The following is a 26,117-nucleotide window of genomic DNA, read 5'->3' as shown; positions in this document are numbered from 1 at the left end:
TGGATGTCCTAGTTGGTTGAAGGAATGGATTTTTTGCGGGTCAGCGCAAAGATCAGGGCGAGCCCCGAACGTCCAAGGTAAAGTGCCGCCTTCACGGCGTCGTGGCTCGGTTCTCCGCCTTGGCGTTCACGCATGGAAACACCAACTTGGCGTACTGTGCATCCCGAGCGGATGGCCACGACCAGCGAATCGATGGTGTCGCCGAGGTATTCAGCGGGGTAGTGATCGACGTACTGCCGGATGGCCTTGGCATTGGCAGCGCGGAAGCCGGAGGTCACGTCGGTAAGCTTCGTTCCGGCAACCTTGGACAGGGTCCAGGCCAAGACGATCATGGCCCATTTGCGTGGACCCCTGACCGAGTAGGTCCCTTTATCGGCGAACCGGGCACCGATTGCAATGTCCGCCTCCCGGAGCCCCTCCAAGACGACTTTGATATCCCGTGGGTCGTGCTGGCCATCAGCATCGACCTGAATCACCTGGGTGTAACCGTGCGACTTGGCGTATTTGAAACCAGTGCGCATCGCTCCACCGACGCCCATATTGAAGGGGAGTTGCAGGACCGTGGCGCCGGCGCCCTGTGCCACCGCTGCAGTGTTGTCGCGCGAACCGTCGTCGACAACCAGGACGTCGCACGGCGGCCCGAAAGCGAAGACCTCGCGGATCGTGCTGCCGATGGCCTCGGACTCATTCCACGCTGGCATGATGACCAGAACATCGTGGCGGCGAACAGCGCCCACGGCTAGACCAACCTGTTCCGGACGTACGACGTGAGCCGATCGTCAGACGAGCCCGGCTCGAATCCCGCTGCCCGGATCTTGCTCAGGTCAAGGACACTTTTGAGTGGGCGGGGTGCGGCCGCTTTGCCGCGGAAGTACTCTTCGGTGGTGACGCCCGTGACGGAATCCCGTGCCGCACCGCTGAGCTCGTAGACGTCGGCGGCGATGTCCGCCCAGGACTGCGGCTCACCGGCGTTGCTGAGGTTGTACGTGCCGTAGCTGGCCTTGGAGTCCAGCAAGTGCTTGATTCCCGCGGCGATATCCTCGGTGAAGGTCAAACGTCCGATCTGGTCGTTGACGACGGAAGGTTCAATTCCACGCGCAGCGAGGGAAGCCATGGTGCGGACGAAATTGTTACCCTCGCCAATGACCCAGCTCGTGCGCACGATGTAGTGCCTGGGAACAACGCTGACAACGGCGTCCCCGGCGGCCTTCGTCTGCCCGTATACGCCCAGCGGCGAGACCGGTTCGTCTTCGCCGTGGGTGTCAGCAGCGCCGTCGAACACATAGTCGGAGGAGACATGCACCAGGGTCAGGTCGTGCTCGACGGCGGTCCGGGCCAGACGAGCGACGGCAGTGACATTCGACTCCCAGGCGGCCTGGCGGCCTTCAGCGGTTTCCGCGGCGTCGACGGCGGTATAAGCGGCCGCGTTGATGACAGCGGAATAGTTCTTCCAGTTCTTTTGCGCAATCGCATCCTCTGACGTGAGGTCGAACTCAGCGCGGCCGGCAAATTCAACGGAGGCGTCGCCGTCGTACAGTTCCCGAAGGGCTTTGCCCAGCTGGCCGTTGGCACCCAGAACCAGCGTCTTCTTCGGGCCCATCGGCCGCACATCCGCGAGACGCGGATGTGCTTTGTCTTTGTCCGAGAGCTCGGCCCGCTCGAGTGGAATGGGCCAGTCGATCGCCGCTGTCTCGTCAGCCAGGTTCAGGAAGGTGTACTGGCCCTGCGCATCGGCGCTCCAGTGGTCGTTGACCAGATAGGTGTAAGCGGTATTGTCTTCCAGGGTCTGGAAAGCGTTGCCCACACCCCTCGGGATGAAAATTGCCTGACTAGGGTCCAGCTCGGCGGTGAATACCGCACCGAAGGACGGACCTTCACGCAAGTCCACCCACGCGCCGAAGATCCTGCCGGTGGCCACAGAGATGAATTTGTCCCAAGGTTCGGCGTGGATGCCGCGCGTGGTGCCGGCTTTCTCGTTGAAAGAGATGTTGTTCTGTACCGGCTTGAAGTCCGGAAGCCCGAGGGCCACCATCTTCTCGCGCTGCCAGTTCTCCTTGAACCAGCCGCGGTTGTCGCCGTGGACGGGAAGTTCGTAAAGGACGACGCCGGGAATAGGCGTTTCGCGGGCACTCAGCTGCTTGGAAAACTCAATCGACATCGTCTATTGGCCCTGTTCCTTGTACTTGGCCTCGGTTTCGGCTTTCTGGGGACGCCACCATGCTTCGTTGTCGCGGTACCACTTGATGGTGTCTTCGATGCCGGCCTCGAAGTTGGAGAACTCGGGCTTCCAGTCCAGCTCCGTGCGCAGTTTCGTGGAGTCGATCGCGTAACGGAGGTCGTGGCCTGGGCGGTCCACCACGTGGTCGTAGGCATCGTTGTCCTGGCCCATGTGCGCCAGGATGAGCTCCACGACATCCTTGTTGTTCTTCTCGCCGTCCGCGCCGATGAGATAGGTTTCCCCGATCCTGCCCTTCTCGATGATTGCCAGAACGGCGGAAGAGTGGTCGTTCGCGTGGATCCAGTCGCGGACGTTCTCGCCCTTGCCATAGAGCTTTGGGCGGATCCCGTCGATCACATTGGTGATCTGGCGCGGGATGAACTTTTCCACGTGTTGGTACGGGCCGTAGTTGTTTGAGCAGTTGCTGATGGTGGCCTGCAATCCGAAGGAGCGCACCCATGCCCGCACCAGCAGGTCTGAACCGGCCTTCGTCGAGGAGTAGGGGCTGGAGGGATTGTACGGAGTGTTCTCGGTGAACCGTTCCGGGTCATCGAGCTCAAGATCGCCGTAGACCTCGTCGGTGGAGATGTGGTGGAAGCGCTTGTCATGCTTCCGGGCGGCTTCGATGAGCGTGTAGGTGCCGATGATATTGGTGTCCAGGAAGGGACGCGGGTCATGCAGCGAGTTGTCATTGTGCGACTCTGCGGCGTAGTGGACCACGACGTCGGCCGCGGCCACGAGGGGCTCGACGACGGAAGGGTCCGCAATGTCCCCCTGGACGAACGTGAGCCGCTCGCTCGGTAGGTGCTTGATCGACTCCAGGTTCCCGGCATAGGTGAGCTTGTCCAGCACTGTGACGTGGTGGTCCGTGTTAGCTATGACGAAGTGGACGAAATTTGAGCCGATGAAGCCGGCGCCGCCGGTTACGAGGAGTCGCTGCATAGTTCCATACGTTACCGGATTTACGCCAGTTATCTGTTCCGCAATGGCCGCGGACGAGCGTCGCATTGATCCTGTCAACGACGCCGGTTCACGGCGAGAGCGAAAAACCCTCCACCTACCCCGAAGGCGGGGACCCAGCGATGGGTCCCCGCCTTCGGGCACTTGCTGCAGCTACGGGGTGAGAATCTTGACCCCGCTTGCAGAGCTCCAGGTAATTGTTGCGCCTTGGAACGACTGGGTGCAGCTCGTCCCATCGGGGCTGCAGGTCTGACTCGTCGTCGGATAACCAGCGCGGCCGCCTTCAAAGCCCTGACCGGCCCAAGCTTGTTGGATCGGTCCGGGCACCATGGCTTGCGCACCGCTCGTCGGGGACCACATGATGGTCCCGTTCTCGAAGTTTTCGAAGCAACCGCCATTGCGCAGTCCGCAAATCGTGGCGCTCGTCGGATAACCGAGGCTCCCTGATTCGAAGCCTGACTGCCCCCACCGTGCACGGATCGGGTCGGAGGTCATAGGCTGGGCGCCCGTGGCCTGGGACCACATGACGGTTCCCTTTTCGAAGTTCTGGAAGCAGCCCCCGTTGCGGAGTCCACAGATCTGCGCGCTCGTGGGGTACCCGAGGGTCCCTCCTTCGAAGCCCGATTTGACCCAGGCGTCCCGAATCGGACCCATCAAGAGAGCGTTGGCACTTGTCCCGGCAGACAACATGATGGTGCCGCCTTGGTAATTCTGGAAGCAGCCACTGTTCCGGAGGCCACAAACGACGCCGGAGGCCGGGTAACCGAGACGCCCGCTCTCGAAGCCTCCTTGTTGCCACAGGTCGCGGATCGGACCGTTGATGCTTGGCTGCGCACCGGTAGCCGGCGAGTACATCAAAGCGCCCTTGGCGAACATCTGGAAGCAGCCGCCATCCTTAAGGCCGCAGATTTGAGCAGAGACCGGATAGCCGAGTGAACCTGTCTCCATGCCTGAGAGCTTCCACGCGTCCAGCATTGCGCCCGCGGCTACCGATTGGATGGGTGTCGAGTTCGAATAGACCACGGATCCCTTTTCGAAGGACTGGATGCATCCGGAGTCTGTGAGTCCGCAATTTGCGGACGAGGTCGGATATCCGAGGGATCCGTTCTCGAAACCGGACTTTTGCCAATAATCCAAGAGCCTTCCGGTGAGCGTGAAGGCGCCGGTATTCGGGGAGAACATTATTACCCCGCCTTGGAACAATTGGTAGCAGCCGCTGGCGCGGAGTCCGCAGACTTCCTTGGCCAGAGGGAATCCGATTGGCACTGACTGGGCACGCGCGGTGTTCCACGTGTCCGCGATTCCCAGGATGATCGGCCACGCGCCGGAGGTTGATGTCCAGGCGACCACACCTCCCTGGAATTTCTGCACGCACGAGGAAGCGTCACACGTCGCTTCCGCTACCGGATATCCGAGCACCCCGTTCTCGAACCCGGTTCCTCCCCAGGCATCCAACATGGGTCCGGATTTGACGAGCACGGGTGGCGTGGATGGGCTCGACAGAACCGATCCGGCCTGGAACGTCTGGAAACATCCCCCGTTCTTGAGCCCGCATGTCAGGGAACTGGTCGGATAGCCGAGCGCCCCGCTTTCAAAGCCTTTCGACGCCCAGTAGTCCCGAATTGCTCCCGGTTGGACCAGCGCAGCCCCTGAGGCTGGTGACCACAGGAAACTTCCACCCTGGAAGTTTTGGAAACAGCCACCGTTCTTGAGCCCACAAATGAGCTCGCTCGTGGGGTAGCCGGCCCGGCCGCTCTCCAGTCCGGTACTCCGCCAGGCATCGGCTATGGGGCCGGGGGTGATTGCCAGCGCCCCGGTTGCCGGCGACCACATGATCGTTCCGCCCTGGAATCCTTGGAAGCAGCCGCCGTTGACGAGACCGCAGGTGATCGCCGTCGTCTGGTTCCCCAGGGCCGGGTGGCCGTTGCGATACGCACTGATCTGGTCGGACGCCGCCTGAGGGACGGAGTTCCCCGCGAAAGTCGAGAGTGAGGCGAAGTCGCCGTTCCAAATGTTTGAGTCGCCCGAGAACGGGCCTGTGCTGCTGTATTGCCAAAAGCTGAATTGATTCCAACTGGCCGGAAGCGTCCCCGGCGAACTGCTGGGACTTGAAGGATAGGAAGCGATCCACAGCGGATAGTTGGCGAAACTGCCCGAGTTTCCTGTGCATGTGGCCCACCAGTCAGTGGTGCTGTAAATGACGGGGTATCGTCCGATGAGCGACTTGACGGTATTTCCAAAGTCGGAAATCCACGAGGCCATCTGGCCTGCAGACATTCCATAACAAGTGTTACCGAAATAGAACCCATTGATGGTCTGGCCCTCGTACGGGTTGTATTCGATGTCGAGCACGGGAGGCAGGGTGTATCCGTCAGCGGACCATCCACCACCGTTGGCCACGAAGTACCTGGCTTGGTCTGCGCCGGATGACCAGTTGGGAATGGCAAAGTGGTAAGCCCCCCGGATCATCCCGACGCTGCGTGAACCATCGTATTGCTGGGAGAAATTCCCATTGACGTAATAGTTGCCCTCAGACGCCTTGACGTAAGCGAAGCGCGAACCTTGGTTCCACTGCGCCGCCCAGTCAACGTTGCCCTGGTACGCGCTAACGTCCTGGCCGGCGATCCCGTACGGCGGACTCCAATGGCCCGGGTCGGTCGCCTGGGAAATGGCTAGGGGAATTGCACCGGCTACTGCCCGGGAGCCGGCCACCACATGCAACGACTCTTCCTGCTTGTTTGCCATGACACGAGGAGAGCGTTGACCCATCTCGGCACCGCCGGACGGGATCGCCTTTCGCATTGCGGCCTTCATAGCGTCGGCGGTCGTCGGGTTTCCGCCGGGCATCTTGATCGCATCTGAGGCCTGCGGCGTGGGAATTGCGGGATCAGAGCCTTGAACGCTTGGCGCCGGGGAAGGCGCTGGCGCGGGGACCGACGGCGTTGCCGGATTAGGAGCGCTTGGTTTGGTCGCTGATGTCGTAGCCGGAGACGACGGTGACGGGGCCGTTGGCACCAGCTCCGAGGCGCCGGACTGTGCGGGGGCAGCGACGGTCATCAGCAGCACCAAGGATAGCGCCGCGCCTGCGCGGGCCAAGGGTGAACGACGGGCCGTTTCGGCTTTGGTTTTATTCATTTTCAATTCCGGCAAGGTGCCGCTCAATTGACGGCACATGGTGATAGCTTGCGACTGCAGCTCCAGCAACTAACGCTTCTGCAGTGCACCATAAGGGCCAGCTCCTAACCGGGACACCATAGCATTCGGGGGCAGGAGTGGCCAGAGTTTTATGTGTTGCTGGTGTGACTGGTGGTTGAACAGTTACCCAACGACCACGCCAGCTCGGTCGCCACCCTGTTTCTGTCCGAACGCGGGGTACTCCGAGCCAGACGGTTCACGGCGACCGGACTGGCATCCAGCTGTGCCCGACTGCGGTCCTCAACGTCCGATTCTGGCGTTGTAGCGGTACATGAACGCCGCCATGGCGTCGCGGTTGACGGGGTTCAGCGGCTGGAAGGTGCCGTCGGCATATCCGGTCGTGATGCCGGTGGAGGCCAGCCACGTGATTTCGAGATAGAACGGGCTGACTGGGGTGAGATCGGTGAACGGTGAGACGCCGGGCTGGGTGTATGCGGGTTTACCGGCAAGTCGGTAGAGAAATGCAGCCATGGCGTCGCGGTTGACGGGATCCGAGGGGCGATAGGTGCCGTCGGGGTATCCGGTCGTGATGCCGGTGGTGGCCAGCCAGGTGATTTCTTTGTAGAACGGTGAAAGGGGCCCAATGTCCTTGAACGGAGAGATCGCCGGGGGCACGTAGGCGGGGCTTCCCCTCAGGCGGTAGAGGAAAGCGGCCATGGCCTCGCGGGTGACGGGCTGGATGGGCTGGAACGTACCCTCGGGATAGCCCTTGGCGATGCCGTTGTAGGCCATCCACGTCACTTCCGTGTAGAAAGGGTAGCTTTCGGGGATGTCCGTGAAGGAAGGCGGGCTCGAAGCCGTGAATGCCGTCAGGCCTTGCGCGGTGCCGAGTCCGGTGGGTCCGTCATAGCCGTAGCCGGCGGTGCATAGATAAGGGATGGTGCACGTGCCGTTCGCACCGTTCGCAACGTCATTCAGCGCCCAGGGGGAGCTGTAGGCAAGTTGGGCAGGGGAGGTCCCCGCAGGTGGAGGGCCGGTGAGGGCGTATGTGGCTGCGATGACGGGCGCGGCCGCGCTGGTTCCCCCAAAGACCATCCACCCGCTCATCCCGTTGCTGGGCGTGCTGTCGTAGACGGCGACGCCGGTGCTCGGGTCGGCGACTGAGGCCAGATCGGCGACGGTGCGGTTCGGGCAGCCCGTGTCGTGCTGCCAAGCAGGCTTCGGCTCGTAGGCGGAGCAACCGCTGCCCGGACCGGCAGCGCCGGAGCCGGTGGCTCCCCACGCGCGTTCCGTCCAGCCCCGGACTTTGCTTGTGTCGAGGTTCAGGGTAGTGCCGCCGGCTGCGACGACGTTGGGGGAGGACGCCGGGTAGTTCACCGTGGGCGGGGCGGTGGCGTTCGTGTAACCGTTGTCGCCGGAGCTGGCCACGAGGGGGATCCCGGGGTGATTGAAGTATTCGGCATCGTATCGGGTGATCCCGGAGGATTCCGGTCCACCGAAACTCATCGACACAGCACTGGCACCAAGGTTGACCGCCGTATTGACCGCTGCACCCAGATCGGTGAGGGAATTGGATGTGGCCTCGACCAGCAGGATGTTGCAGTTCGGGCAGGCCGCCGAGACCATCTGGACATCGAGGGACGCTTCCTGCGCCCACCCGGCGTCGGCGCCCGGCAGGGAGTTTCCGCCTGCCTGGTCCACTTTGCGGAAGCATCCCGTGGCTGAGGAACACGGCGCCTGCCCGTACTTCGTCCGGTAGACACCAAGATCAGCCTCGGCAGTCGGGGCATCGTACGGATCCACTACCGCTACGGTTCTGCCGGTGCCTGCGGTGAGTGAAGGCAGCTTATAAGCGGACTGCAGGTCTGCCGGTCCGTATCCAGCTGGAACCAGCTGCCCCACGGCCAGGGGACCGGCAATTTCATCATCGATCTCCGCATGGCACGATGCGTAGCCCGGGGGTGCGTCTGCGCATACCTTTGAATGCCGGTGTCCCTTCAGCCGTGCCATGGACTGGGCGGCCGGCGTGGGCTGAGGGGGTGGGGCAGTTGCCGTTGACGGTCCAGGAAGAAGGCTGGTTGAGCTTTCTTCTGCCTGCGCAGGCGCGACGATCGCGATCGGCAGCATCAGAACCGCCGTGCCGGCTAACCATCGTGGCCGGCTGAACCAGCGACCGCGGGAGTATCCGCGCGGTGTTTTCGGCATGAGATCCTTCTTTGCACGGGATTTGGGCGTCGGGAGTGACCAGAGATTCACGTGTTTCTGGTGTGACTTACGGATAAGACAATTATCCACAAGTCACTCAATTTGACTTGGTCTCGCGTTGAAGCCTCCCCTACTTTTAACCTTGTTGAAGGTTTTCCGCAGCGCCTGGGCGCATGCTGCATTGGGGGGAAAATGGAGGCATTGCGCATCGTCGAGGATGAAGTCCGCGAGCTGATTCGTCGCCGCGGACTGGATCCTTTGAGCCAAGCGGTCGAAGTGCACCGGCTCGTCGAGGCCGCCGTCAATGACTACGATGAGCGGGCACTCCTTGGTCCATTGCCTCCTTTGGGACACTTGGACAGCGCCCGCAAGTACGTGTTCGACGCCGTTGCCGGCTTCGGGCCGCTCCAGCCGCTTCTGGATGACCCCACCATAGAAGAGGTCTGGCTCAACGCGCCCAACGAGGTTTACGTTGCCCGGAATGGCGAATCCGAACTTACCTCGATCAGCCTCGGCGAGCAGCAGGTTCGCGACCTCGTTGAGCGGATGCTTAAGAGTTCCGGGAGGAGGCTCGACCTCTCGTCACCCTTTGTTGACGCAGCCCTCCCCGACGGTTCGAGGCTCCACGTCGTCATTCCCGACATAACCCGCCGCCATTGGGCCGTGAATATCCGTAAATTCGTGGTCAAGGCGACCCGGCTCGAGCATCTAGTGGAGCTCGGGACATTGACCCCCGAGTCAGCCCGATTCCTGGGAGCTGCGGTGGCCAGCGGATTGAACATTCTCGTCTCCGGAGCCACCCAGGCAGGAAAGACGACAATGCTCAACTGCCTGGCAGCCAATATCGGCTCCCGGGAGCGGGTCATCACTGTCGAAGAGATCTTTGAACTCCACCTTCCGTTGCGTGACGTCGTCGGCCTCCAGTGCCGCCAGCCAAACCTCGAGGGTCAAGGCGAAATTCCCTTACGCCGGCTCGTCAAGGAGGCTCTTCGCATGCGGCCGGATCGCCTCGTGGTGGGCGAAGTCCGGGAAGCGGAAAGCCTGGACATGCTCATTGCGCTGAATTCGGGCCTTCCCGGCATGTGCACCATCCATGCGAACTCCGCCCATGACGCCGTGACCAAGATTTGCACGTTGCCGCTGCTGGCCGGCGGGAACATCTCGAGCGCGTTCGTGGTGCCGACCGTCGCATCGTGTATCGACCTCGTGGTCCATTGCAGCCGCCACCCGGACGGACGCCGCCAAGTCACCGAGATCCTTTCGTTGGGTCGGCGCGTGGAGAACGGCATCATTGAGTCGTCACAGGTGTTCGCGATTCAGGACGGCAGACTCCAACCCACGTCGAATTCCATGCCGGCAGCAGAGAAATTTTCCCGGGCAGGTTTCGACGTCGCCGCGCTGCTGGAGCATTACTGATGGCCCCGCTGCTTGGCGTTCTCTGCGGACTGGGGATGTTCCTCATCTGGTGGTCTGCGTGGGAACACCCTCCCGCCGTCAAGGAGCCCAAACCGAAACGCCTTGAGTCCTTGTTGCTCACGGCCGGGATTGAAAAGGTGAGCGGCGGGGGATTCATTGCATCGTGCCTCGGATTGGGACTTTTCACCACACTCGTGATCTACATCGTGACAACGTCCTTTTCGATCGCGGCGTGCTTCGGCCTCTTTGGTGCGTGGCTTCCCCTGGCCGTTGTGAGATGGCGGGCGCGCAGGCGGACCGGCATGCTCCGCGAGCTCTGGCCCGACGTGGTCGACCATTTGCGCTCGGCGATCCGCGCGGGACTTTCGCTGCCGGAGGCGCTTATCCAGCTCGGGGACAAGGGCCCCGAAGAGCTGCGGGCACTCTTCCGGGAGTTTGGTGCGGATTACCGTTCCGGTGGCCATTTCGATTCGGCGTTGAACAAACTCAAGGAGCGCTTGGCAGATCCCGTTGCCGACAGGATCATTGAGGCGCTCAGGCTGACCCGCGACGTGGGCGGATCCGATCTGGGCCGGCTTCTGGGAACTCTCGCTGAGTTCCTTCGTGAGAGCGCGAGGACCCGCAGTGAACTTGAGGCACGACAATCATGGACCATCAACGGAGCGCGCCTCGCGGTTGCGGCCCCATGGATCGTCCTGATGCTGCTGGCTAGCAGGCCGGAGGCTGTTGCCGCTTACAACTCCGCGGCCGGGGTCAGCGTGCTTGGAGGCGGAGTGCTGGTCTCGGCGCTCTGCTACTGGGTCATGCTGCGCATTGGCGCGCTTCCCGAAGATGAAAGGGTGCTTCGATGACGGCGCTGACTGCACCAACCGTATTGTGCGGACTTCTCATGGGCGCCGGACTTTGGCTGATCTTTGTTCGCATGCCGTTCATGCGCCCCATTCCGTTCGCGGAGCGGATCGAGCCGCAGCTCAGGTCCCAGAACCTTGGATCGCGGTTGCTGTCGGCCCCGGACGTCGCACCGTTCGGCCCGCTGGAGCGTATTGTGCGGCCTGTGTTCCAGGACGCGCTCCGCAACCTGGCGAAGTTCAACCTCGGCACCGCGTCCCTTAACAAAAGGCTGGCCAAGGCCGGCTCCGCAAAGTCCGCCCTGGACTTCCGGGCAGAGCAGTTGCTTTGGGCGGCGGCGGGCTTTGCCGCGGCGGTGGTCGTAGTGCTCATGAGTGCGGCGGGGGGACGGTTCAGTCCGGGGATTGCCGTCGTCTCGGTCTTGGTTTCCGCGCTGGGTGGATATCTTTTCCGCGACTACATGCTGGGGATGCGGATCAAACGCAGGGAAAGGCTGATGCTGGCGGAATTCCCCAGCCTTGCCGAACTGATGGCCCTGGCGGTGGGAGCGGGGGAGAGCGCCAGCGGGGCCCTCGATCGAGTATGCCGGACGGCCCGCGGCGAGTTGGCGAAGGAGTTTTCCTTGGTACTGGGCGCCATGCGGGCAGGTACGCCCTTGGTCGAGGCCCTGCACGGGTTTTCGGGACGAACCGACCTCGGCCCGCTGGTTCGGTTCGTGGATGGAATTGTCGTTGCCGTCGAACGCGGTACTCCATTGGCCGATGTCTTGCGGGCCCAAGCTGCGGATGTCCGCGATTCAGCCAAGCGGGAGCTGATGGAAACGGCTGGTCGCAAGGAAATCGCGATGATGGTGCCGCTGGTTTTCGGAGTCTTGCCGCTCACCGTGGTCTTCGCCGTCTATCCCGGCTTGGCCGCGCTGAATCTTGGCTTCTGACGATGACCTCCGGCAAAGCCTTTCCATCACATGAGTATAGGTTCGAATGCCGATACCAAAACCGCAAGGAAATCTACAACGGATTCCTGCACAGCGAAATGGGGGAAAATGAAACAGGGAAAAATGAATAAGCGCGGAGGTCGAGGCCTGCCCGCATTCGGCCTTTTGCTGTGGCAGCTGTGGACACTTCTGTGGCCCGGATCAGCACTAGGAACAAGACCAAACCAACGTCCGATGCCCGACGACGACCATCCCGAGCGGGGCGACGTGCCTGGTTGGGTCATGATCACATTGATGTCCGCCGCGCTTGTCGCCGGTCTGCTGGCGCTGGCCGGCCCGGCACTCGAGGCACTCTTCAACCAGGCCATGAGCAAGGTCGGAAAGTAGTCCATGCCGTTCCGCAGCAGGGGAGCGGGAGACGGCAGTTGCATGAGTGCAGGTCGCGGCGATGAACGCGGCTCCGCCGTCGTGGATTTTGTGCTGGTCGGCGGTCTGTTGACCGTATTTTTCCTTGCCGTCATTCAACTGGCCCTTGTGTTGCATGTGCGCAATACCCTCATTGATGCGGCATCGTCCGGAGCCCGGTACGGCACTCTCGCCGACCGGACTCCGGCCGATGCGCGTGAGCGCACCGCAGACCTGATCGGAACAGCGCTGAACGCAGACTTCGCCCGGGACGTCTCGACGTCGGAGGCTGGTTTCCAAGGAATCCGCACCTTGGAAGTGACAGTGCGGGCACTGTTGCCGGTCATCGGGTTGATTGGACCCGTGGGGGCGTTGGAGGTGAGGGGGCATGCTGCGTCTTCCCGCTGACCTTGGCCGTACCGTCCTTGCCCGTTTCAGGGAGGCCGCCCGCCTGCCGTTCCCGGACGGCCCGGAATCCAGCGGTTCACAGTGTGGCGCGGAGCGGGGAAGCGCGGTAGTCGAGTTCATCCTTATGGCACTCCTGCTCATGGTTCCCTTGGTTTACTTCATTGTCACCATTGGACAAATCCAGGGTGGCTCGTTCGCCGTTGTGGGGGCAGCGGACCAGGCCGCCAAGGTGTACGTCATGCAAAAGGACACCTCCCAGGGGCGCGTCGCCGCTGAACAGGCTGCTCTTTTGACCCTCGCCGACTATGGACACTCCGCGGAGCAGGCGTTTGTGGACGTCGCGTGCGACCGCGGCGATTGCCTGTCCGCCGGGGCAGCGGTCACGGTTACGGTCAAGCTCACGGTTCCGTTGCCGATGGTGCCTTTTGGAGAGGCTCTGAGCCTGGACGCCGCGAATCTGAGTGCGTCGGCCACGCAAATCGTCGGACGGTTCCGGTGAGGGATCTTCCTGGGCAAGGGGATGTGCTGCGGCCACGCGGATCGGAGGGGGAACACGGCCAATTGATGGTCTTGACCATCGGTTATGTGGTGATCGCGTTGTTGCTTGCAACGGTCGTTGCTGCGGCTTCCGCCATCTACATCGAGCATAAGAAGCTCCTCTCCCTGGCGGACGGAGCTTCGGTGGCAGCGGCGGACAGCTATTCCCTTGGCCAGGTAGACGGTGGTGCCGAAACCCCGTCGGCCGTCCTCAACAGCGAGCGGGTGCGCCACGTGACCGGGTCATACCTCAGCCAAAACGGCGCCCATTCACGATTCGATCAACTTGCCGTCGCCCCTGGTACCGGAAGTCCGGACAGCACTACGGCCGAGGTTGTGCTGAGCGCGGTCGCCCATCCGCCCGTGATCAGCTTCATCCTTCCCGCCGGTGTGCCGATCGAAGCCCGTTCCACCGCGCGTTCCCGGTTGACGCGCTAGTTCCAAGCGTCATACGTCCAGTCCCGTGCGGAGGCCACCAACGGATGGCGTACTCTGGAACAACCATGGCTCAGATTGATTTTCCCGCAGAAATCCGCGCGCTCCGCTCCATCTACCGCTCCATCGAACAGGTTTCCGATGTCGAAAAGCTCAAGGAAGAGATCGCTGAACTGAGCGAGCGGGCGGGTGAACCGAACCTCTGGGACGATCCAGCATCCGCGCAAGTGATTACGTCCAAGTTGTCCCACCGGCAGTCCGAACTCGAGCGGTTGAACAGGCTGACGGGCCGAATCGACGACCTTGAGGTCCTTGTCGAGCTCGGCCAGGACGAGGACGACGACGCCTCCATGGTCGAAGCCGCCACGGAACTCGAATCGATCCGCAAGTCCCTCAAGGAACTTGAAGTGGTAACCCTGCTCTCAGGCGAATATGACGAACGCGAAGCCGTCGTCACGATTCGTGCCGGCGCCGGCGGTGTTGATGCGGCGGACTTCGCCGAGATGCTCATGCGCATGTACCTGCGGTGGGCAGAGCGCCACGGCTACCCGACCACGGTCATGGACACCTCATACGCCGAAGAAGCCGGCCTCAAATCAGCGACTTTCGAGGTCAAAGCGCCGTACGCGTTCGGTACCCTCAGCGTCGAAGCCGGGACGCACCGGCTCGTCCGCATCAGCCCGTTCGACAACCAGGGCCGGCGGCAAACGTCCTTTGCCGCCGTCGAAGTCATCCCGCTCATCGAGCAAACCGACTCAATCCACATTCCGGACAATGAGATCCGCGTCGATGTGTTCCGGTCTTCCGGTCCTGGCGGGCAGTCCGTCAACACGACGGACTCCGCAGTACGTTTGACCCACATTCCCTCGGGGATTGTGGTGTCCATGCAGAATGAGAAGTCCCAGCTGCAGAACCGCGCAGCGGCAATGCGCGTTCTCCAATCAAGGCTCCTCCTCCTGAAAAAGGAGCAGGAAGATGCCGAGAAGAAGGCATTCGCAGGTGACGTGAAGGCATCCTGGGGTGACCAGATGCGTTCGTACGTGCTCAATCCGTACCAGATGGTCAAGGACCTGCGCACTGAACACGAAGTAGGCAACACGTCAGCGGTATTCGACGGCGACATCGACGACTTCATCGACGCCGGCATTCGCTGGCGCACGGGTAACCGCAACGCCGAAGGGTAAAGCCGCCTGAGCTGGGAGCCTGATTAGGCGACACACCGCAGCAAGCCCGCGATTCCATGGCGGAGCGTGCGTATAGTCGAAGAGCCGGCGCTCAACTTCCCCCAACGAAAGCCCGTGCGCTGGCGGTTGGACTGGCCGAACGTGGCATGTCCGGCGGGGTTCTGAAGAGTCATGATCCGATTTGAGAATGTCACCAAGGTCTACGACACCAATGCCCGTCCGGCGTTGGATGCTGTCAACCTTGAGATTGACCGTGGAGAATTCACCTTCCTCGTCGGGGCCTCGGGCTCCGGCAAGTCGACGTTTCTACGACTCATCCTGAAGGAAGACCGTGCAACGTCCGGTTCGGTCTACGTCGCCGGCCAAAACGTAGCCAACATTTCAAGCTGGCGGGTCCCCAAGCTTCGCCGTGGAATCGGCGTCGTTTTCCAGGACTTCCGTCTGTTGCCGCAGAAGAATGTCTTCGCCAACGTGGCCTTCGCCATGCAGGTGATCGGCAAGAGCCGCAGCATCATCCGGGAGACAGTCCCTGAAGTGCTGAAGACGGTCGGGCTTGAAGGCAAGGAACGTCGCATGCCCCATGAGCTGTCCGGTGGCGAGCAGCAGCGCGTGGCCATCGCCCGCGCCGTCGTCAACCGCCCGGGAATCCTTCTTGCTGACGAACCCACCGGAAACCTGGATCCCATTACCTCGATGGGCATCATGGGCGTGCTCGACAAGATCAACCAGAACGGCACCACTGTGGTCATGGCAACTCACGACGACGACATTGTGAACGAGATGCGCAAGCGCGTCGTGGAGCTCCGGAACGGAGTGGTGGTCCGTGACGAGGCCAGGGCGCTCTACACCTCGATGATTCCGGTGGTGGGGGAGTCCCGGCGGATGAAGGACGCGAGCGATGCGGAAATCGACCGCGCGCAGGGGGTCCAGCAGTGAGGCTCGCTTTTATCCTGGGCGAGATCGGCAGCGGCCTGCGCCGGAACCTGTCCATGGTGATTTCCGTTGTCCTGGTGACCTTTGTCTCCCTCACATTCGTCGGCGCAGCCGGAATGCTGCAGATGCAGATCAACCAGATGAAGGGCTACTGGTACGACAAAGTCCAGGTCGCTATCTTCCTCTGCAACGACTCCTCGACGTCGACCGGATGCGCTTCGGGCGCGGTCACCAAAGAGCAGCAGGACAACCTGGTCAAGATGCTCGAGTCACCAGCAGTCAAGCAGTACATCAACGATTACCAGTTCGAGTCGCAAGCAGATGCGTTCAAGCACTTCAAGGAACAGTTCTCCAACTCTCCGATTGTTGATTCGGTCACCCAGGACCAGCTTCCTTCGTCCTTCCGGATCAACATGAAGGATCCCCAGAAGTACCAGATCATCAGCGAGACCTTCTCCTCCCAAGCCGGCGTGGAGACCGTGAGCGATCAGCGCCAGGTCCTTGAACGGATCTTCGAGTGGATGAACGGTGCCTCCGTGGCGGCAATGGTGGTCGCGGGAGTCATGATCTTCTGTGCAGTCCTGCTCATCACCACAACCATCAGATTGTCCGCATTCAGCAGGCGACGCGAGACAGGCATCATGCGCCTCGTGGGAGCATCGAAGACCGTCATCCAACTGCCGTTCATCCTCGAAGGCGTCATCGCCGCCGTCGTGGGTGCAGTCCTGGCTTCCGGAACGCTGTGGTTGGTGGCCCAGTTCTGGCTCAACGGGGACTTGTCGCAGCAATTCCTGAATACTCCGTTTATATCCTCGACCCAGGTACTCGTGATTGCGCCTGTCCTGATAGCGTTGGGCGGCGGCCTGGCGGGGATTTCCTCCCTCCTGACCCTCCGCCGATATCTCAAGGTGTAGCCATGAAAAGCACTGATCCCGAGCGAACAGGACAGCCGATGCCCCGGAAGTACCAGGCTGCCCTGCAGCTGCGCATGGCGAGCGGCCGCGCCAAGGTTGCCGGCTCGGTGCTTGCCATCGCGCTGGTTGCGAGCCTTGCAACTGCCCCCATGGCACAAGCGGACGACCTCGACGACCAGCAAGCGGCCCTCAACGCCGAATCGGCGCGAGTGCAGCAGTCGCTGGAATTCGTTGATGCCAACATCGCCAAGGCTGCCGGCGACCTCGTGGTCTACCAAGGCCAGCTTCCGGGAGCGCAACAGGCACTGCTCGATGCCCAGGGCAGGGTCGCCAGCGCAGTGAAGGACGCTGATGCCCTGGCTGCCCGCGTTGATCTGGCGCAGCAGAGCAAAGCCCAGATCACCCAGCAGTTGGAAAACGACAAGCAAAAGATCACTGAGACCAAGAAGCTCATCGGCCAAATCGCGGCTCAGGCTTACAAATCCGGTGGTGTTCCGACGAACGTTGCCTTGCTGTTCGGATCGAACGACGGCGGCAACCTCACGGAATCCATGGACCTCGCCAACCAGGCGATGCGCAGCCAGAACGCCACGATGACGAAGTTGACGCAGCAGAGCGCCACGAACGTGAACTCGCAGGCCCGGCTCGCCGCCGTCGAACAGGAAATCCGAGATCTGAAGGCGAAAGCGGACGCCGCACTGGAGCGGGAAAAAGCCGCCCGCGATGACGCCGCAGCCAAGAAGGCGCAGGTGGACAAGCTCATTTCCGATACCACCCGCCTCAACAGCCAGCTTCAGGCGGCCAAGCCAAGTATCCAGGCCCAGCTCCAACAAGTGAAGGCGAACCAGGATGCCGTCGCGGCGGAAATTTCCGAGCGGGACCGCAAGCTCCGAGAAGCCTGGTTGGCTGAACAGCAGCGAATCGCCGCGGCCGCTGCGGCAGCCGCGCAGGCGCAAAACCAGGCACCCCCGCAACCTTTTGTCCCACCAGCGAGCAACCCGCGCTCCAACTTCGGCTTGATCCACCCGGTACCTGCGAACATCCCGATCACCTCAGGCTTCGGTTGGCGTGCGACGCCGCCAGGAACCATCGATTTCTACGGCCAGGGCGGTTACATGCACACTGGCATCGACTTCGGTGCCCCGTGTGGAACACCCGTGTATGCAGCGGCTGCCGGCACCGTATTTTCCGCCGGTTGGGGCAACGACGGCGGGGGCAACCGTGTCAAAATATCGCACGGAGTCATCAACGGGGATTCCCTGACCACGGTCTACTACCACAACACGAGCGTGGTGGTTTCTTCCGGACAGCAGGTGAGTCAGGGCCAGCTCATCGCATATTCGGGTACCACGGGTAACTCCACTGGTTGCCACGTGCACTTTGAAACCTGGGTGAACGGGCAGGCTGTTGACCCGATGAACCTTCTGTAGCCCGCAGGACAGTGTTCTACTGGCGTAGACTAGTGTGATTCTTCGACAACCAAGGAGTTCTACCGTGCCCAAGGAAAGTGGCCGTAAGGTAGTGGCCACCAATCGCAAGGCTCGGCATGACTACCACATATTGGATACCTATGAGGCTGGCATTGCCCTTATGGGAACCGAAGTAAAGTCCCTGCGTGAAGGCCACGCCTCGATGGTCGATGGCTTCTGCACGTTCTACAACGACGAGTTGTGGATGGAGGGCATCCATATCCCCGAGTACAACCAGGGGAGCTGGACCAACCACGCCGCACGCCGCCGTCGGAAGTTGTTGCTTCACCGCGAGGAACTCAACAAAATCTCCGGCAAGATCCGCGAGACGGGGCTGACGGTAGTGCCGCTCCAGCTGTACTTCCTGGACGGGCGTGCCAAGGTGGAGATCGCCTTGGCCCGAGGCAAGAAGGATTACGACAAGCGGCAGACCTTGCGCGAGCAGCAGGACAAGCGCGAATCGCTGCGTGAACTGCGCGAACGCAACCGCCGCTAAGCTGCGTCGTCAAGGACGTCCGCAGCCAAGCGTGTCCCGGAATGTTCGGGTGCTGCGATGCGTTATGATGATTAACCCGGCAGGTTTTTAGGGTGATCGTTTTCGGGCGACCATCGTGCTGCGGGGATTGATAACAAAATACGGGGATGATCGGTTTCGACGATGTTAGTCGCGACAGGTGAAGCGGGCCGAGGATGCAGAATTATCTCGTAAACGCTGTCTGCAAACCAATAAGTGCCAATTCTAAGCGCACTGACTTCGCTCTTGCTGCCTAAGCAGTAAGACAGTCCGTCAGCCCGAGGTTGCTATTGCCCCGGATCCTGGCGTCATTTAGATAGCCACTGCTGCTTGCCTTCGTCATCGAGGCGAGCGGGACTCTTAGATGACTGGGCCCGGATTAGCTACTTGTTCGTACGATAGCTGGGGCCGAGAAAGTCCGACGCGAACTGCGCCCGGAGAAGCCCTGACAACACGACATCGGACGGGGGTTCAATTCCCCCCATCTCCACTTTTGTGATGAGTCGAGACATCCTTCACGGATGGCTCGGCTCATCGGGAACACCCCGGTCTTCGGACCGGGGTGTTTTTCTTTGTCCGGGTGGGTAACCGCGGGCGGGGTCAGTGGTTCGGACTCCGTGCTGCCGGCTCGCCATCCGCACTGTCGACGCCGTCAGGAGGGTTCCCAGGTTCCCCCTCGCGGTGTTTGGCCACGGGTTTGCGGTCAACCAGCCTTCTTCGCTGGTGTCCAAAGACCATCACAACGGCTACCAGTGCGGCTCCGACAAGGACCATCACGACCCATATCCATTGTTGCCCGTCCACGTTCGCCCCAATCTCAGCCCGTCGGCTGGGTCCTGCGTTGTGCTACGAAAGGCCCTCGTTCCGTCGGCCTAGGCTTGGAGGACAGGACCGGTAAGGAGTCAGTCTTTCTCCTGGTGGTTTGCGTAGGCGATGCACCGACCCCGGTTTTCGGAAGGTGGGTTGTCCATTGAGCAAGGCTCCCTGCATATTTTTTCGCTGCGGCCCCTCGCCGGTCTGGACCCAGTCGTGGCCATCCGCCCATCTTTTTTGGCATGAACGCTGTCCGACACGATAGGACTGCGGGCGGTTGCTTTCTTGAGTACCCCCTACTTGTTTTCGGGGACCCCTACGCAAGGACTGCGCCTGTCCCCACAGCGTGATTGTTAACCAGTGGGCGCCGCTAGTCGATCAAAAAGATCCGCACGACCACCTGATCCGGATGGCGTTCGCCGGTTCCGACAGCCAGCCGGTTGTTGAGGTAGGCGAGTCCGGGCGCAGAACTGGTCAGACGCGGCCAGCAGCGAAAGTAGATGCGGTCCGCCGCGACATCTTCGCCGCGGTTCAGCCGTTCGATGTCCTCTGCCGTACCGTGGCGGAGCGCCGTGTTGTGGACGTAGATGCGTTGTCCCGCATCTGTTTCGAGGGCATATCGGGCATCCAGTTCCGTCAGCTCCCGGCTGCGCAGTATCTGGTAGTCGGCGCCGCCGGGGAGGACCTTGCCTGTGACATGGGGGCCGTCGAAAGTGCCTCCGGTGATTGGCACTATCCGGCGGTGCCCCTCCGGTGTCGTCCCGACGTCGACCGGCAGCCCGACGTCGACGGCCACTTCGGCGAAGAAGGACAGCCCCGGCGCGGCCGTCCGGCCGGTGTTCACAGGACGCCAGCGGTCAGGCGGCTCGGGTGCAGCTCGCCGAAGCGGATGCTTTGCCGGGCAACGACTGAGTGGTCGGAGTTGTAGGCGCGCTTGCCGGTGTTCAGGTTCCTGTCCCAGCGCGGGTGGCAACTGGAAGTCACTTGCACACGGAGCCGTTCGCCGGGCGCGAAGGTATATGCCGTCTGCCAGAGGCTCACGGTGTATTCATGGACGCTGCCGGGTTCGACCAGTGAAGGCTGGTGGCCGGGAGAGTACCGTCCGGTGCCCGCGTAGCTATCCCGCCAGGAGGCGCGGACGATCCCGTCCGCCAACGACAAGGATGTTCCGTCGGGTGCTACGCGGCAAAGACGAATGACGAAATCCGTGTCCACGGCGGAAGTCGAGGCGAAGAAGCTTGCGCGCACTTCCCCGAACACTGTCAAGGACTCGGTGAAGGCTTCGCTGGTGAACACGAGCACGTCTTCCCGCTCCTCAACGGCTTCCTGCCGGGCCGGTCCTGCGGGGAAGGTGCCGTGGATCATCGTGGCTCCTCCCACCGTAGGCACGGGGTCCAGGGGATCGTAGTCGAATTCGGCAATGCCGTCCGCTTCGGGTTCGTGGGAGAGGGATCCGTCCCGTCCGAAATACCAGGACCGTTCGCCGCTTGGAACCGGGAGTTCTTCGAAGCCGCGCCACTGGTTCTCACCCATGAAGTAGAGCAACACCGGGGGAACGCGGCGCAGGCGCTCCGGGTGGTTCTTGAGGACGGCGTCGAACCAGTCGGTGTGGATCCGGGACAAATCCCCCAGGCCGTTCATCATCCCTGACGCCGCGGCGATCCCGAAGTTGATGTCCGGATAGGCGCCAGTGAAGTTCGTGTGGGTCCAGGGGCCGACGATCAGGCGAGGCGCGGGGGAGCCCTGGGCCTTGCTCAAGTCGAGCTGCTTTTCGTACTGTTCGAAGGTGTTGGGTGCGAAGATGTCGAACCAGCCCCCGATGTGCAGGGTCGGCAGCGTGACCGCTTGTGCTGACGCAGCATCCCACAGTTTGGTGAAGCGGCTGCCCGGATCTTCACCCGCGGAGGGCAGCACATGGGAATTCATGAAAGTTCCGAGTTTCGGGGAGAGCCTGCGCAACGGAAGGGTGTCGAAGAGCGATCCGTCGGCGAATCCGCGGTCAAGGTCGAGCCAGGACCCGAGCTCCTTTTCCCTGCGCTCGGGGTCGTCGTGGAACTCGCGCATCAGTTCGTTCACGGAGATTGAGGCGTGGCCCCAGCCGAGCCGGCTGCCGAGTTCGTGGGCTCCACCCCGGTAGAGCGCGCCGTTGTTCGCATTCCCGCCTGCTGAAATGCCGAGGGCGAGGGCACAAAGGGCGGGTGGCGACAAAGATGCGGCCCGCCATTGTGTCTCGGCGAAATAGGATCGACCCCACATCGCGACGCTGCCGTCGGACCAGGGCAGCCCGGCGGCCCAGGCAACGGTGTCGGCGCCGTCGGAGGCTTCGTGGACGGACGGGGTGAACACGCCGTCCGAGCCGAACCGGCCGCGGCAGTCCTGGAGAATCACTCCATAGCCTGCGGCCGCTACGGTTGCGGGGTTGAAATAGGCGGAATTTACCGAGAGGTCCCTGCCATAGGGAGTCCTGGTGAGCAGGACCGGAAACCGTCCGCCGCCGTCGTCCGCAGGGCGATAGACGGTTGACCGCAGGACGGTGCCATCGGTCATATGGGTTTCGACGTCGGTCTCAATGAGTACGGGGAGCGGGCTCACGTGGGCGGTCCTTTAGCTTGGGGGAGTTCGGTCCGCGGAGAAGGCACGAAGCCGCGCCTCCTCCGCGGAAGCCTAAGACGGGCTGGAGGTCTTCGTGCCCAGGGCTTCAGTAGGTACTTTGTAGGTCTCTTTGACCCAGATGGCTGTCACTGCGGCGGAAACGAGGCAGCAACCCGCGGTGAAGGCCGCGACGGGTACCCACCCGGTGGGGCCCGGCTGTACGATTGCCGCTGCGATGGTCGGCGCGAACCCGGTGACAATCAACCCGAGCTGCGAGGCTGTGGCGGCGCCCGTGTAGCGGATACGGGTTTCGAACATCTCCGCTGTCATGGAGGGGCCGAGCGGATTGACCAAGCCATAGCCGACCGTCATGAACATGATGGCCGTGACGAAGATCAGCAGGATCGAGCCGGCGCTGATGGACCAGAAGAATGCGAAGGCCGAAGCGGCACAGATGATGTTGCCGGCAATGAATACGGGCTTGCGACCGATTCTGTCGGCCAGGACGCCCGCGTATGGCTGGACGACAATCGCGAGGGCCGCGGTCACGATGGTGACGGTGAGCATGACGGCGGCGGGGATCCCGAACTTTCCGGAGTAGGCAAGGGCGAAGGCGGCGAAGACCGAGGACACGACGCTCCACAGGCCAAAGAAGATGACCTTGATGATGGTGGTCCAGTGGTCCCGCAGGACGACTTTCAGCGGCAGTTCCGTGGAGCCATCGGATTCCTTTGCCGATTCGAACACCTCGGACTCGGGAAGGCGAAGCCGGATGTACAGGCCCACCGCCACGACAATGATGCTCGCGAGGAACGGCAAGCGCCAGCCCCAGCTCAGCAGTTCGGCCTGTGGAAGGAGGGACACCGCGAGGAACGCCAGGGAGGCGAGCATGATTCCGGCGACGGCTCCGGTGTTGACCCAGCTCCCATAGAACGCCCTCTTGTTGCTGGGGGCGTGCTCCAACGTCATGGTGACCGCGCCCACCGATTCTCCGGCGGCGGAAGCGCCCTGCAGGGCGCGAAGCAGGACCAGGAGAACAGGGGCTGCGGCGCCGATCGCTGCAGTGGGCGGCAGGCAACCGATGAGGAAGGTGGCAACCCCCATCATGACCAAGGTGAGAACCAGCATCTGGCGCCGGCCAATGCGGTCACCGAAATGCCCGATGACACTCGCGGCCAGCGGGCGGACGAAATATCCGACTCCAATGGTCGCCATGGAAAGAAGGGTGCCCAGTGCCGGGTCGATTCCGGGGAAGAAGAGCTTGTTGAAGATCAGGGCCGACGCCGAGCCGTAGATGAAGAAATCGTAGTACTCGAGCGTGCTGCCGATGAAGCTGGCGGCGGCAGCGCGGCGGGCATGTCCGGTGCCGGCGTGGCTGGGTGAAGGGGCGATGTCAGCGGACGGCGTCAGTGCCGTCGGCGGAACGGTGGGACCAGCGGTCATTGCGGATCTCCTGGGTGTGAAGGGGGCTTGGGGCTCGCAGTGCGGCAGGGACTGAGTTCCGCTGAGAATTGTGGTCTGCATCACTCGTAGAAAAATGGTATGCGACTTCTTCCACGTCCGTCAACACAAGTGCATAATAAATTAATTGCGGCGGGAGGACTGAGAGAATGGGTAGGTGACACCAGCTGCTTCCTCCGCTCCGGGGTTGGTCCCAGATGCCCCTGTGGACTTTCCGCGCCCCTTGAAGGGTTCCTCCACCCAGCACCTGATCACCACGATGCTGGGCGATTTCTGGCAAAACACGGACGAGTGGATTCCCGCAAAGCTGATCGCTGCCCTGGCAGCACCGCTTGGCGTGTCGCCGTCGGCCTGCGCGACGGGCCTCAGCCGCTTGGCGAGCAGGGGTGTTTTGGAGCAGTCCAGCGCTGGAAGGTCCTCGCGGTACCGGTTCACCCACCGCGCCCGGGTGCGGCTTCGGATCGGATTCGAGCAAGTGCGCCTGTTCGGCAGCCAAAGCAACGCTTGGGACGGGTCCTGGACCGTGATCGCTTTTTCTGTCCCCGAGTCCTCCAGGGAAATCCGGGACATGTTCCGCTCCCGGCTTCGATGGCGGGGATTCGCCCCTCTTTACGGCGCACTGTGGGTATCGCCGCGCGACCATGCCGAGGAGCTGGAAGAAAACTGCGCGTCTTTTGGCGTCGAGGACTACGTCATCTTCCGGACGGCGGATCGGAGCCTGCGCGGAAAAAGCCTTATCGCGGCGTGGTCGCCCGAGGAGTTGGCTGAGCAGTATGCGCCGTTCATCGAGAGCTACAGTCCGTGGGTGGAGAAGGCGAATTCCGGCCTTGTTACCGCCGCAGAGGCCTTCCGCGTCCGCACGATGGCCATGGACGCCTGGCGCGCTTTTCCCTGGAACGACCCCGATCTGCCCGCAGAGCTCCTCCCCGAGAAATGGCCGTTGGCCGAAGCCCGCAAGGTCTTCGTGCAGGTATACGACGGCCTGGCTGCTTCGGCACTGGCCCACGTGGACGCGATCGTTGCCGACGCCGCACCGTCCCTCGGTGGGTCTGCGTCATGCCTCCCTATCGAGACCGGACGCTGACCAAGCACCGCGGATACGGCACGCAGCGTACCAACCGTCCCCTCAGGAAACGGTGCTTCGGCGAAGCTCGCTCTTGCGGATCTTTCCACTGGCCGTCCGCGGCATGTCGTCCACGAACACCACAGTCTTCGGGATTTTGTAGCGGGCCAGCCTGCCGGCCAAGTGTGCCCTGAGTTCGTCCTCGGTCAAAGTGGCGCCTTCGCGGAGCACCACCACGGCGCGTGGTACCTCTCCCCACTTCTCATCCGGCACGCCGATGACTGCCACGCTCCCTACGGCGTCGAGTTCACTGATCGCTTGTTCCACCTCGGCAGGGTAGATGTTCTCGCCGCCCGAAATGATCATGTCCTTGAGCCTGTCCGAGACGAAGACGAATCCGTCTGGGTCCTTGTAACCCATGTCTCCGGACTTGAACCAGCCGCCGTCCGCATAAGATTCGGCAGTGGCGTCGGGCCGATTCCAGTATTCGTGGATGACGTTGGGGCCTTTGATCTGGATTTCGCCCACCGTGCCCTGCTCAGCAAGGCCTCCGGCGACGTCGGCGATCCGGACGTCGCTGAAAAAGTGCGGGAGCCCGGAAGATCCCGCTTTGTCGCGGGACCTGGCGGCGGGCAGCGTGGTGGCGCCCGGCGCCGTCTCGGTCATTCCGTAGCCGTTGGAGAAGTGCAGTCCGCGCGCCTCGTACGCCTCCAGGACGCGCATCGGAACTGCCGATCCGCCGCAGGTCAGCTTGTTGAGGGATCCGAGGTCCGACGTCGGCCAGTCCGGGTGCTCGCAGAGCATCTGGTAGGTGGTGGGCACCCCGCTGATGGTGGTGGCCCGGTGCTGCTCGATGAGCTCCAGGGTGCGTCGGGGATCGAACCTGGACTCGAGGACGACGGTCCCGCCCTTGAGCAGCGTAGGCAACACCCCCATGTCGAGCGAGGCGACGTGGAACATCGGCGAGATCATGAGGGCTACATCGGTGGAGGAGAAATCAAAGTCGACAATCACGTTGATGCAATTCCAGGTGATGTTGCCGTGGGTCAGGAGCGCTCCTTTGGGGCGTCCCGTGGTTCCGGACGTGTAGAGGATCATGGCCCCGTCATCGAGCCCGACTTCCTCGTCCAGATGCCGGGCCGCTCCGGAGGCGACGACGTCCTCATAGTCTTCCGCCGCCGTCGGGGTCTCACGTCCGGTGCCATCGAAGCCGGAGGTGCTCTCGCCCGGGAGGGAATCGCCGACGACGATCCGCCGGCTCACGCGGGTGCCTTCCGCGCCGCTGGCCGCAAGGCCGTTGAGGCCCGCCGAGTGGATCAGCGCAACGGCACCGCAGTCCGCAAGCTGGAAGTTGATCTCCGGCGGGGCCAACCGCGTGTTGAGGGGTACGAAGATCGCCCCGAGCTGCCCACAGGCAAAAAGCGTTTCCAGGAAAGCCGGATGGTTGTCACCGAGGTACGCCACCCTGTCGCCCTTGGCAACGCCCCCGGCCTTGAGGGCGTTGGCCAGCCTGTCGGATCGTTCCGAAAATTCCGCGTAGCTGAGTTGGCGGTCTCCGGAGATCAGCGCGATCTTGCTTCCGGACTTCGGGCGGCGACGCTGCAGCCACGAACCGATGCCAAAATTCTCCATGTCGGTCCTTTCTTCTTTCCAAGCTAGACCCTTCCCGGGC

Annotated in this window: 22 protein-coding genes and 1 other RNA gene; 14 read left to right on the top strand and 9 right to left on the bottom strand. The window is 62.3% G+C overall.

What is annotated here, in order from left to right; genetic code table 11:
- Positions 1-8: 8 nt before the first annotated feature.
- The 5 genes from OIT41_RS13650 to OIT41_RS13630 all read right to left on the bottom strand — a co-directional run bounded on the left by OIT41_RS13650 (position 9) and on the right by OIT41_RS13630 (position 8,518).
- On the bottom strand, positions 9-701 hold the full coding sequence (locus OIT41_RS13650) for a glycosyltransferase family 2 protein (RefSeq protein WP_078108542.1): 693 nt from the start codon (positions 699-701) through the stop codon (positions 9-11).
- A 38-nt stretch (positions 702-739) separates the two neighbouring features.
- The gene (locus OIT41_RS13645; RefSeq protein WP_241709240.1) at positions 740-2,158 is read right to left on the bottom strand and encodes a sugar nucleotide-binding protein; all 1,419 of its coding nucleotides are present in this window, start codon (positions 2,156-2,158) and stop codon (positions 740-742) included.
- 3 nt (positions 2,159-2,161) lie between these two features.
- Positions 2,162-3,160 (bottom strand): dTDP-glucose 4,6-dehydratase, encoded by a 999-nt coding sequence (gene rfbB / locus OIT41_RS13640; RefSeq protein ID WP_078108409.1) that lies wholly within the window; start codon positions 3,158-3,160, stop codon positions 2,162-2,164.
- Between the two features lie 171 nt (positions 3,161-3,331).
- Positions 3,332-5,923 (bottom strand): GH25 family lysozyme, encoded by a 2,592-nt coding sequence (locus OIT41_RS13635; protein WP_241709242.1) that lies wholly within the window; start codon positions 5,921-5,923, stop codon positions 3,332-3,334.
- Between the two features lie 690 nt (positions 5,924-6,613).
- Entirely contained in the window at positions 6,614-8,518 is a 1,905-nt protein-coding gene (locus OIT41_RS13630) for an S-layer homology domain-containing protein (protein ID WP_241709243.1), read from the bottom strand.
- Positions 8,519-8,710: 192 nt separating this feature from the next.
- On the opposite strand from OIT41_RS13630, the gene OIT41_RS13625 reads away from it, so the two are divergent.
- From OIT41_RS13625 to ssrA, 13 genes are all read left to right on the top strand, one after another.
- Entirely contained in the window at positions 8,711-9,934 is a 1,224-nt protein-coding gene (locus OIT41_RS13625) for a CpaF family protein (RefSeq protein ID WP_241709245.1), read from the top strand.
- On the top strand, positions 9,934-10,785 hold the full coding sequence (locus tag OIT41_RS13620) for a type II secretion system F family protein (protein WP_241709247.1): 852 nt from the start codon (positions 9,934-9,936) through the stop codon (positions 10,783-10,785). The genes OIT41_RS13625 and OIT41_RS13620 overlap by 1 nt, the downstream gene beginning before the upstream one ends.
- Positions 10,782-11,717, top strand: a complete 936-nt coding sequence (locus tag OIT41_RS13615; protein ID WP_241709248.1) for a type II secretion system F family protein — start codon at positions 10,782-10,784, stop codon at positions 11,715-11,717. Before OIT41_RS13620 ends, OIT41_RS13615 begins: the two co-directional genes overlap by 4 nt.
- A gap of 123 nt (positions 11,718-11,840) precedes the next feature.
- Positions 11,841-12,104, top strand: a complete 264-nt coding sequence (locus tag OIT41_RS21005; protein ID WP_372489664.1) for a hypothetical protein — start codon at positions 11,841-11,843, stop codon at positions 12,102-12,104.
- A gap of 42 nt (positions 12,105-12,146) precedes the next feature.
- The gene (locus OIT41_RS13610; protein WP_264636612.1) at positions 12,147-12,530 is read left to right on the top strand and encodes a TadE family protein; all 384 of its coding nucleotides are present in this window, start codon (positions 12,147-12,149) and stop codon (positions 12,528-12,530) included.
- Positions 12,511-13,029, top strand: coding sequence for a hypothetical protein (locus OIT41_RS13605; protein ID WP_241709251.1), 519 nt, complete (start codon positions 12,511-12,513; stop codon positions 13,027-13,029). The genes OIT41_RS13610 and OIT41_RS13605 overlap by 20 nt, the downstream gene beginning before the upstream one ends.
- 65 nt (positions 13,030-13,094) lie before the next feature.
- Positions 13,095-13,505 (top strand): pilus assembly protein TadG-related protein, encoded by a 411-nt coding sequence (locus OIT41_RS13600; RefSeq protein ID WP_241709252.1) that lies wholly within the window; start codon positions 13,095-13,097, stop codon positions 13,503-13,505.
- 65 nt (positions 13,506-13,570) lie between these two features.
- The gene (gene prfB / locus OIT41_RS13595; protein ID WP_241709253.1) at positions 13,571-14,686 is read left to right on the top strand and encodes a peptide chain release factor 2; all 1,116 of its coding nucleotides are present in this window, start codon (positions 13,571-13,573) and stop codon (positions 14,684-14,686) included.
- Between the two features lie 171 nt (positions 14,687-14,857).
- Positions 14,858-15,622, top strand: a complete 765-nt coding sequence (ftsE, locus tag OIT41_RS13590; protein ID WP_241709255.1) for a cell division ATP-binding protein FtsE — start codon at positions 14,858-14,860, stop codon at positions 15,620-15,622.
- Complete coding sequence (gene ftsX / locus OIT41_RS13585; RefSeq protein ID WP_241709256.1) at positions 15,619-16,533, top strand: permease-like cell division protein FtsX; 915 nt, start codon at positions 15,619-15,621, stop codon at positions 16,531-16,533. The genes ftsE and ftsX overlap by 4 nt, the downstream gene beginning before the upstream one ends.
- A gap of 74 nt (positions 16,534-16,607) precedes the next feature.
- Entirely contained in the window at positions 16,608-17,963 is a 1,356-nt protein-coding gene (locus OIT41_RS13580) for a M23 family metallopeptidase (RefSeq protein ID WP_241709276.1), read from the top strand.
- Positions 17,964-18,027: 64 nt separating this feature from the next.
- Positions 18,028-18,498 carry an SsrA-binding protein SmpB gene (smpB, locus tag OIT41_RS13575; protein ID WP_028264808.1) on the top strand — a complete coding sequence of 157 codons (471 nt, stop codon included), beginning with the start codon at positions 18,028-18,030 and terminating at the stop codon, positions 18,496-18,498.
- A gap of 142 nt (positions 18,499-18,640) precedes the next feature.
- Positions 18,641-19,009, top strand: a transfer-messenger RNA (tmRNA) gene (ssrA, locus tag OIT41_RS13570).
- 690 nt (positions 19,010-19,699) lie between these two features.
- On the opposite strand, the gene OIT41_RS13565 is transcribed toward ssrA, so the two are convergent.
- From OIT41_RS13565 to OIT41_RS13555, 3 genes are all read right to left on the bottom strand, one after another.
- Entirely contained in the window at positions 19,700-20,173 is a 474-nt protein-coding gene (locus OIT41_RS13565; RefSeq protein ID WP_241709258.1) for a DUF3237 domain-containing protein, read from the bottom strand.
- Positions 20,170-21,921, bottom strand: coding sequence for a CocE/NonD family hydrolase (locus OIT41_RS13560; RefSeq protein WP_241709259.1), 1,752 nt, complete (start codon positions 21,919-21,921; stop codon positions 20,170-20,172). The genes OIT41_RS13565 and OIT41_RS13560 overlap by 4 nt, the downstream gene beginning before the upstream one ends.
- 72 nt (positions 21,922-21,993) lie before the next feature.
- Positions 21,994-23,364 (bottom strand): MFS transporter, encoded by a 1,371-nt coding sequence (locus OIT41_RS13555; protein ID WP_078108422.1) that lies wholly within the window; start codon positions 23,362-23,364, stop codon positions 21,994-21,996.
- 175 nt (positions 23,365-23,539) lie between these two features.
- Between OIT41_RS13555 and OIT41_RS13550 the strand changes: the two genes are divergently transcribed.
- On the top strand, positions 23,540-24,466 hold the full coding sequence (locus tag OIT41_RS13550) for a PaaX family transcriptional regulator C-terminal domain-containing protein (protein WP_241709260.1): 927 nt from the start codon (positions 23,540-23,542) through the stop codon (positions 24,464-24,466).
- Positions 24,467-24,508: 42 nt separating this feature from the next.
- Here the strand turns inward: OIT41_RS13550 and OIT41_RS13545 are convergent, their stop codons facing one another.
- Entirely contained in the window at positions 24,509-26,077 is a 1,569-nt protein-coding gene (locus tag OIT41_RS13545) for an acyl-CoA synthetase (protein ID WP_241709261.1), read from the bottom strand.
- Positions 26,078-26,117: the final 40 nt, after the last annotated feature.

The sequence above is a fragment of the Arthrobacter sp. YA7-1 genome (assembly GCF_025960325.1).
Classification (GTDB): Bacteria; Actinomycetota; Actinomycetes; order Actinomycetales; family Micrococcaceae; genus Arthrobacter; species Arthrobacter bambusae_A.
Note: the sequence above shows the minus strand (reverse complement) of the source record. Positions and strands in the feature narration are given on the sequence as shown.

Bases quoted from the DNA above. Each gene is read 5' to 3' on its own strand.
- OIT41_RS13650 (WP_078108542.1), bottom strand. From the start codon at position 701: ATGCCAGCGTGGAATGAGTCCGAGGCCATCGGCAGCACGATCCGCGAG.
- OIT41_RS13645 (WP_241709240.1), bottom strand. From the start codon at position 2,158: ATGTCGATTGAGTTTTCCAAGCAGCTGAGTGCCCGCGAAACGCCTATT.
- rfbB (WP_078108409.1), bottom strand. From the start codon at position 3,160: ATGCAGCGACTCCTCGTAACCGGCGGCGCCGGCTTCATCGGCTCAAAT.
- OIT41_RS13635 (WP_241709242.1), bottom strand. From the start codon at position 5,923: ATGGCAAACAAGCAGGAAGAGTCGTTGCATGTGGTGGCCGGCTCCCGG.
- OIT41_RS13630 (WP_241709243.1), bottom strand. From the start codon at position 8,518: ATGCCGAAAACACCGCGCGGATACTCCCGCGGTCGCTGGTTCAGCCGG.
- OIT41_RS13625 (WP_241709245.1), top strand. From the start codon at position 8,711: ATGGAGGCATTGCGCATCGTCGAGGATGAAGTCCGCGAGCTGATTCGT.
- OIT41_RS13620 (WP_241709247.1), top strand. From the start codon at position 9,934: ATGGCCCCGCTGCTTGGCGTTCTCTGCGGACTGGGGATGTTCCTCATC.
- OIT41_RS13615 (WP_241709248.1), top strand. From the start codon at position 10,782: ATGACGGCGCTGACTGCACCAACCGTATTGTGCGGACTTCTCATGGGC.
- OIT41_RS21005 (WP_372489664.1), top strand. From the start codon at position 11,841: ATGAATAAGCGCGGAGGTCGAGGCCTGCCCGCATTCGGCCTTTTGCTG.
- OIT41_RS13610 (WP_264636612.1), top strand. From the start codon at position 12,147: ATGAGTGCAGGTCGCGGCGATGAACGCGGCTCCGCCGTCGTGGATTTT.
- OIT41_RS13605 (WP_241709251.1), top strand. From the start codon at position 12,511: ATGCTGCGTCTTCCCGCTGACCTTGGCCGTACCGTCCTTGCCCGTTTC.
- OIT41_RS13600 (WP_241709252.1), top strand. From the start codon at position 13,095: ATGGTCTTGACCATCGGTTATGTGGTGATCGCGTTGTTGCTTGCAACG.
- prfB (WP_241709253.1), top strand. From the start codon at position 13,571: ATGGCTCAGATTGATTTTCCCGCAGAAATCCGCGCGCTCCGCTCCATC.
- ftsE (WP_241709255.1), top strand. From the start codon at position 14,858: ATGATCCGATTTGAGAATGTCACCAAGGTCTACGACACCAATGCCCGT.
- OIT41_RS13580 (WP_241709276.1), top strand. From the start codon at position 16,608: ATGGCGAGCGGCCGCGCCAAGGTTGCCGGCTCGGTGCTTGCCATCGCG.
- OIT41_RS13555 (WP_078108422.1), bottom strand. From the start codon at position 23,364: ATGACCGCTGGTCCCACCGTTCCGCCGACGGCACTGACGCCGTCCGCT.
- OIT41_RS13545 (WP_241709261.1), bottom strand. From the start codon at position 26,077: ATGGAGAATTTTGGCATCGGTTCGTGGCTGCAGCGTCGCCGCCCGAAG.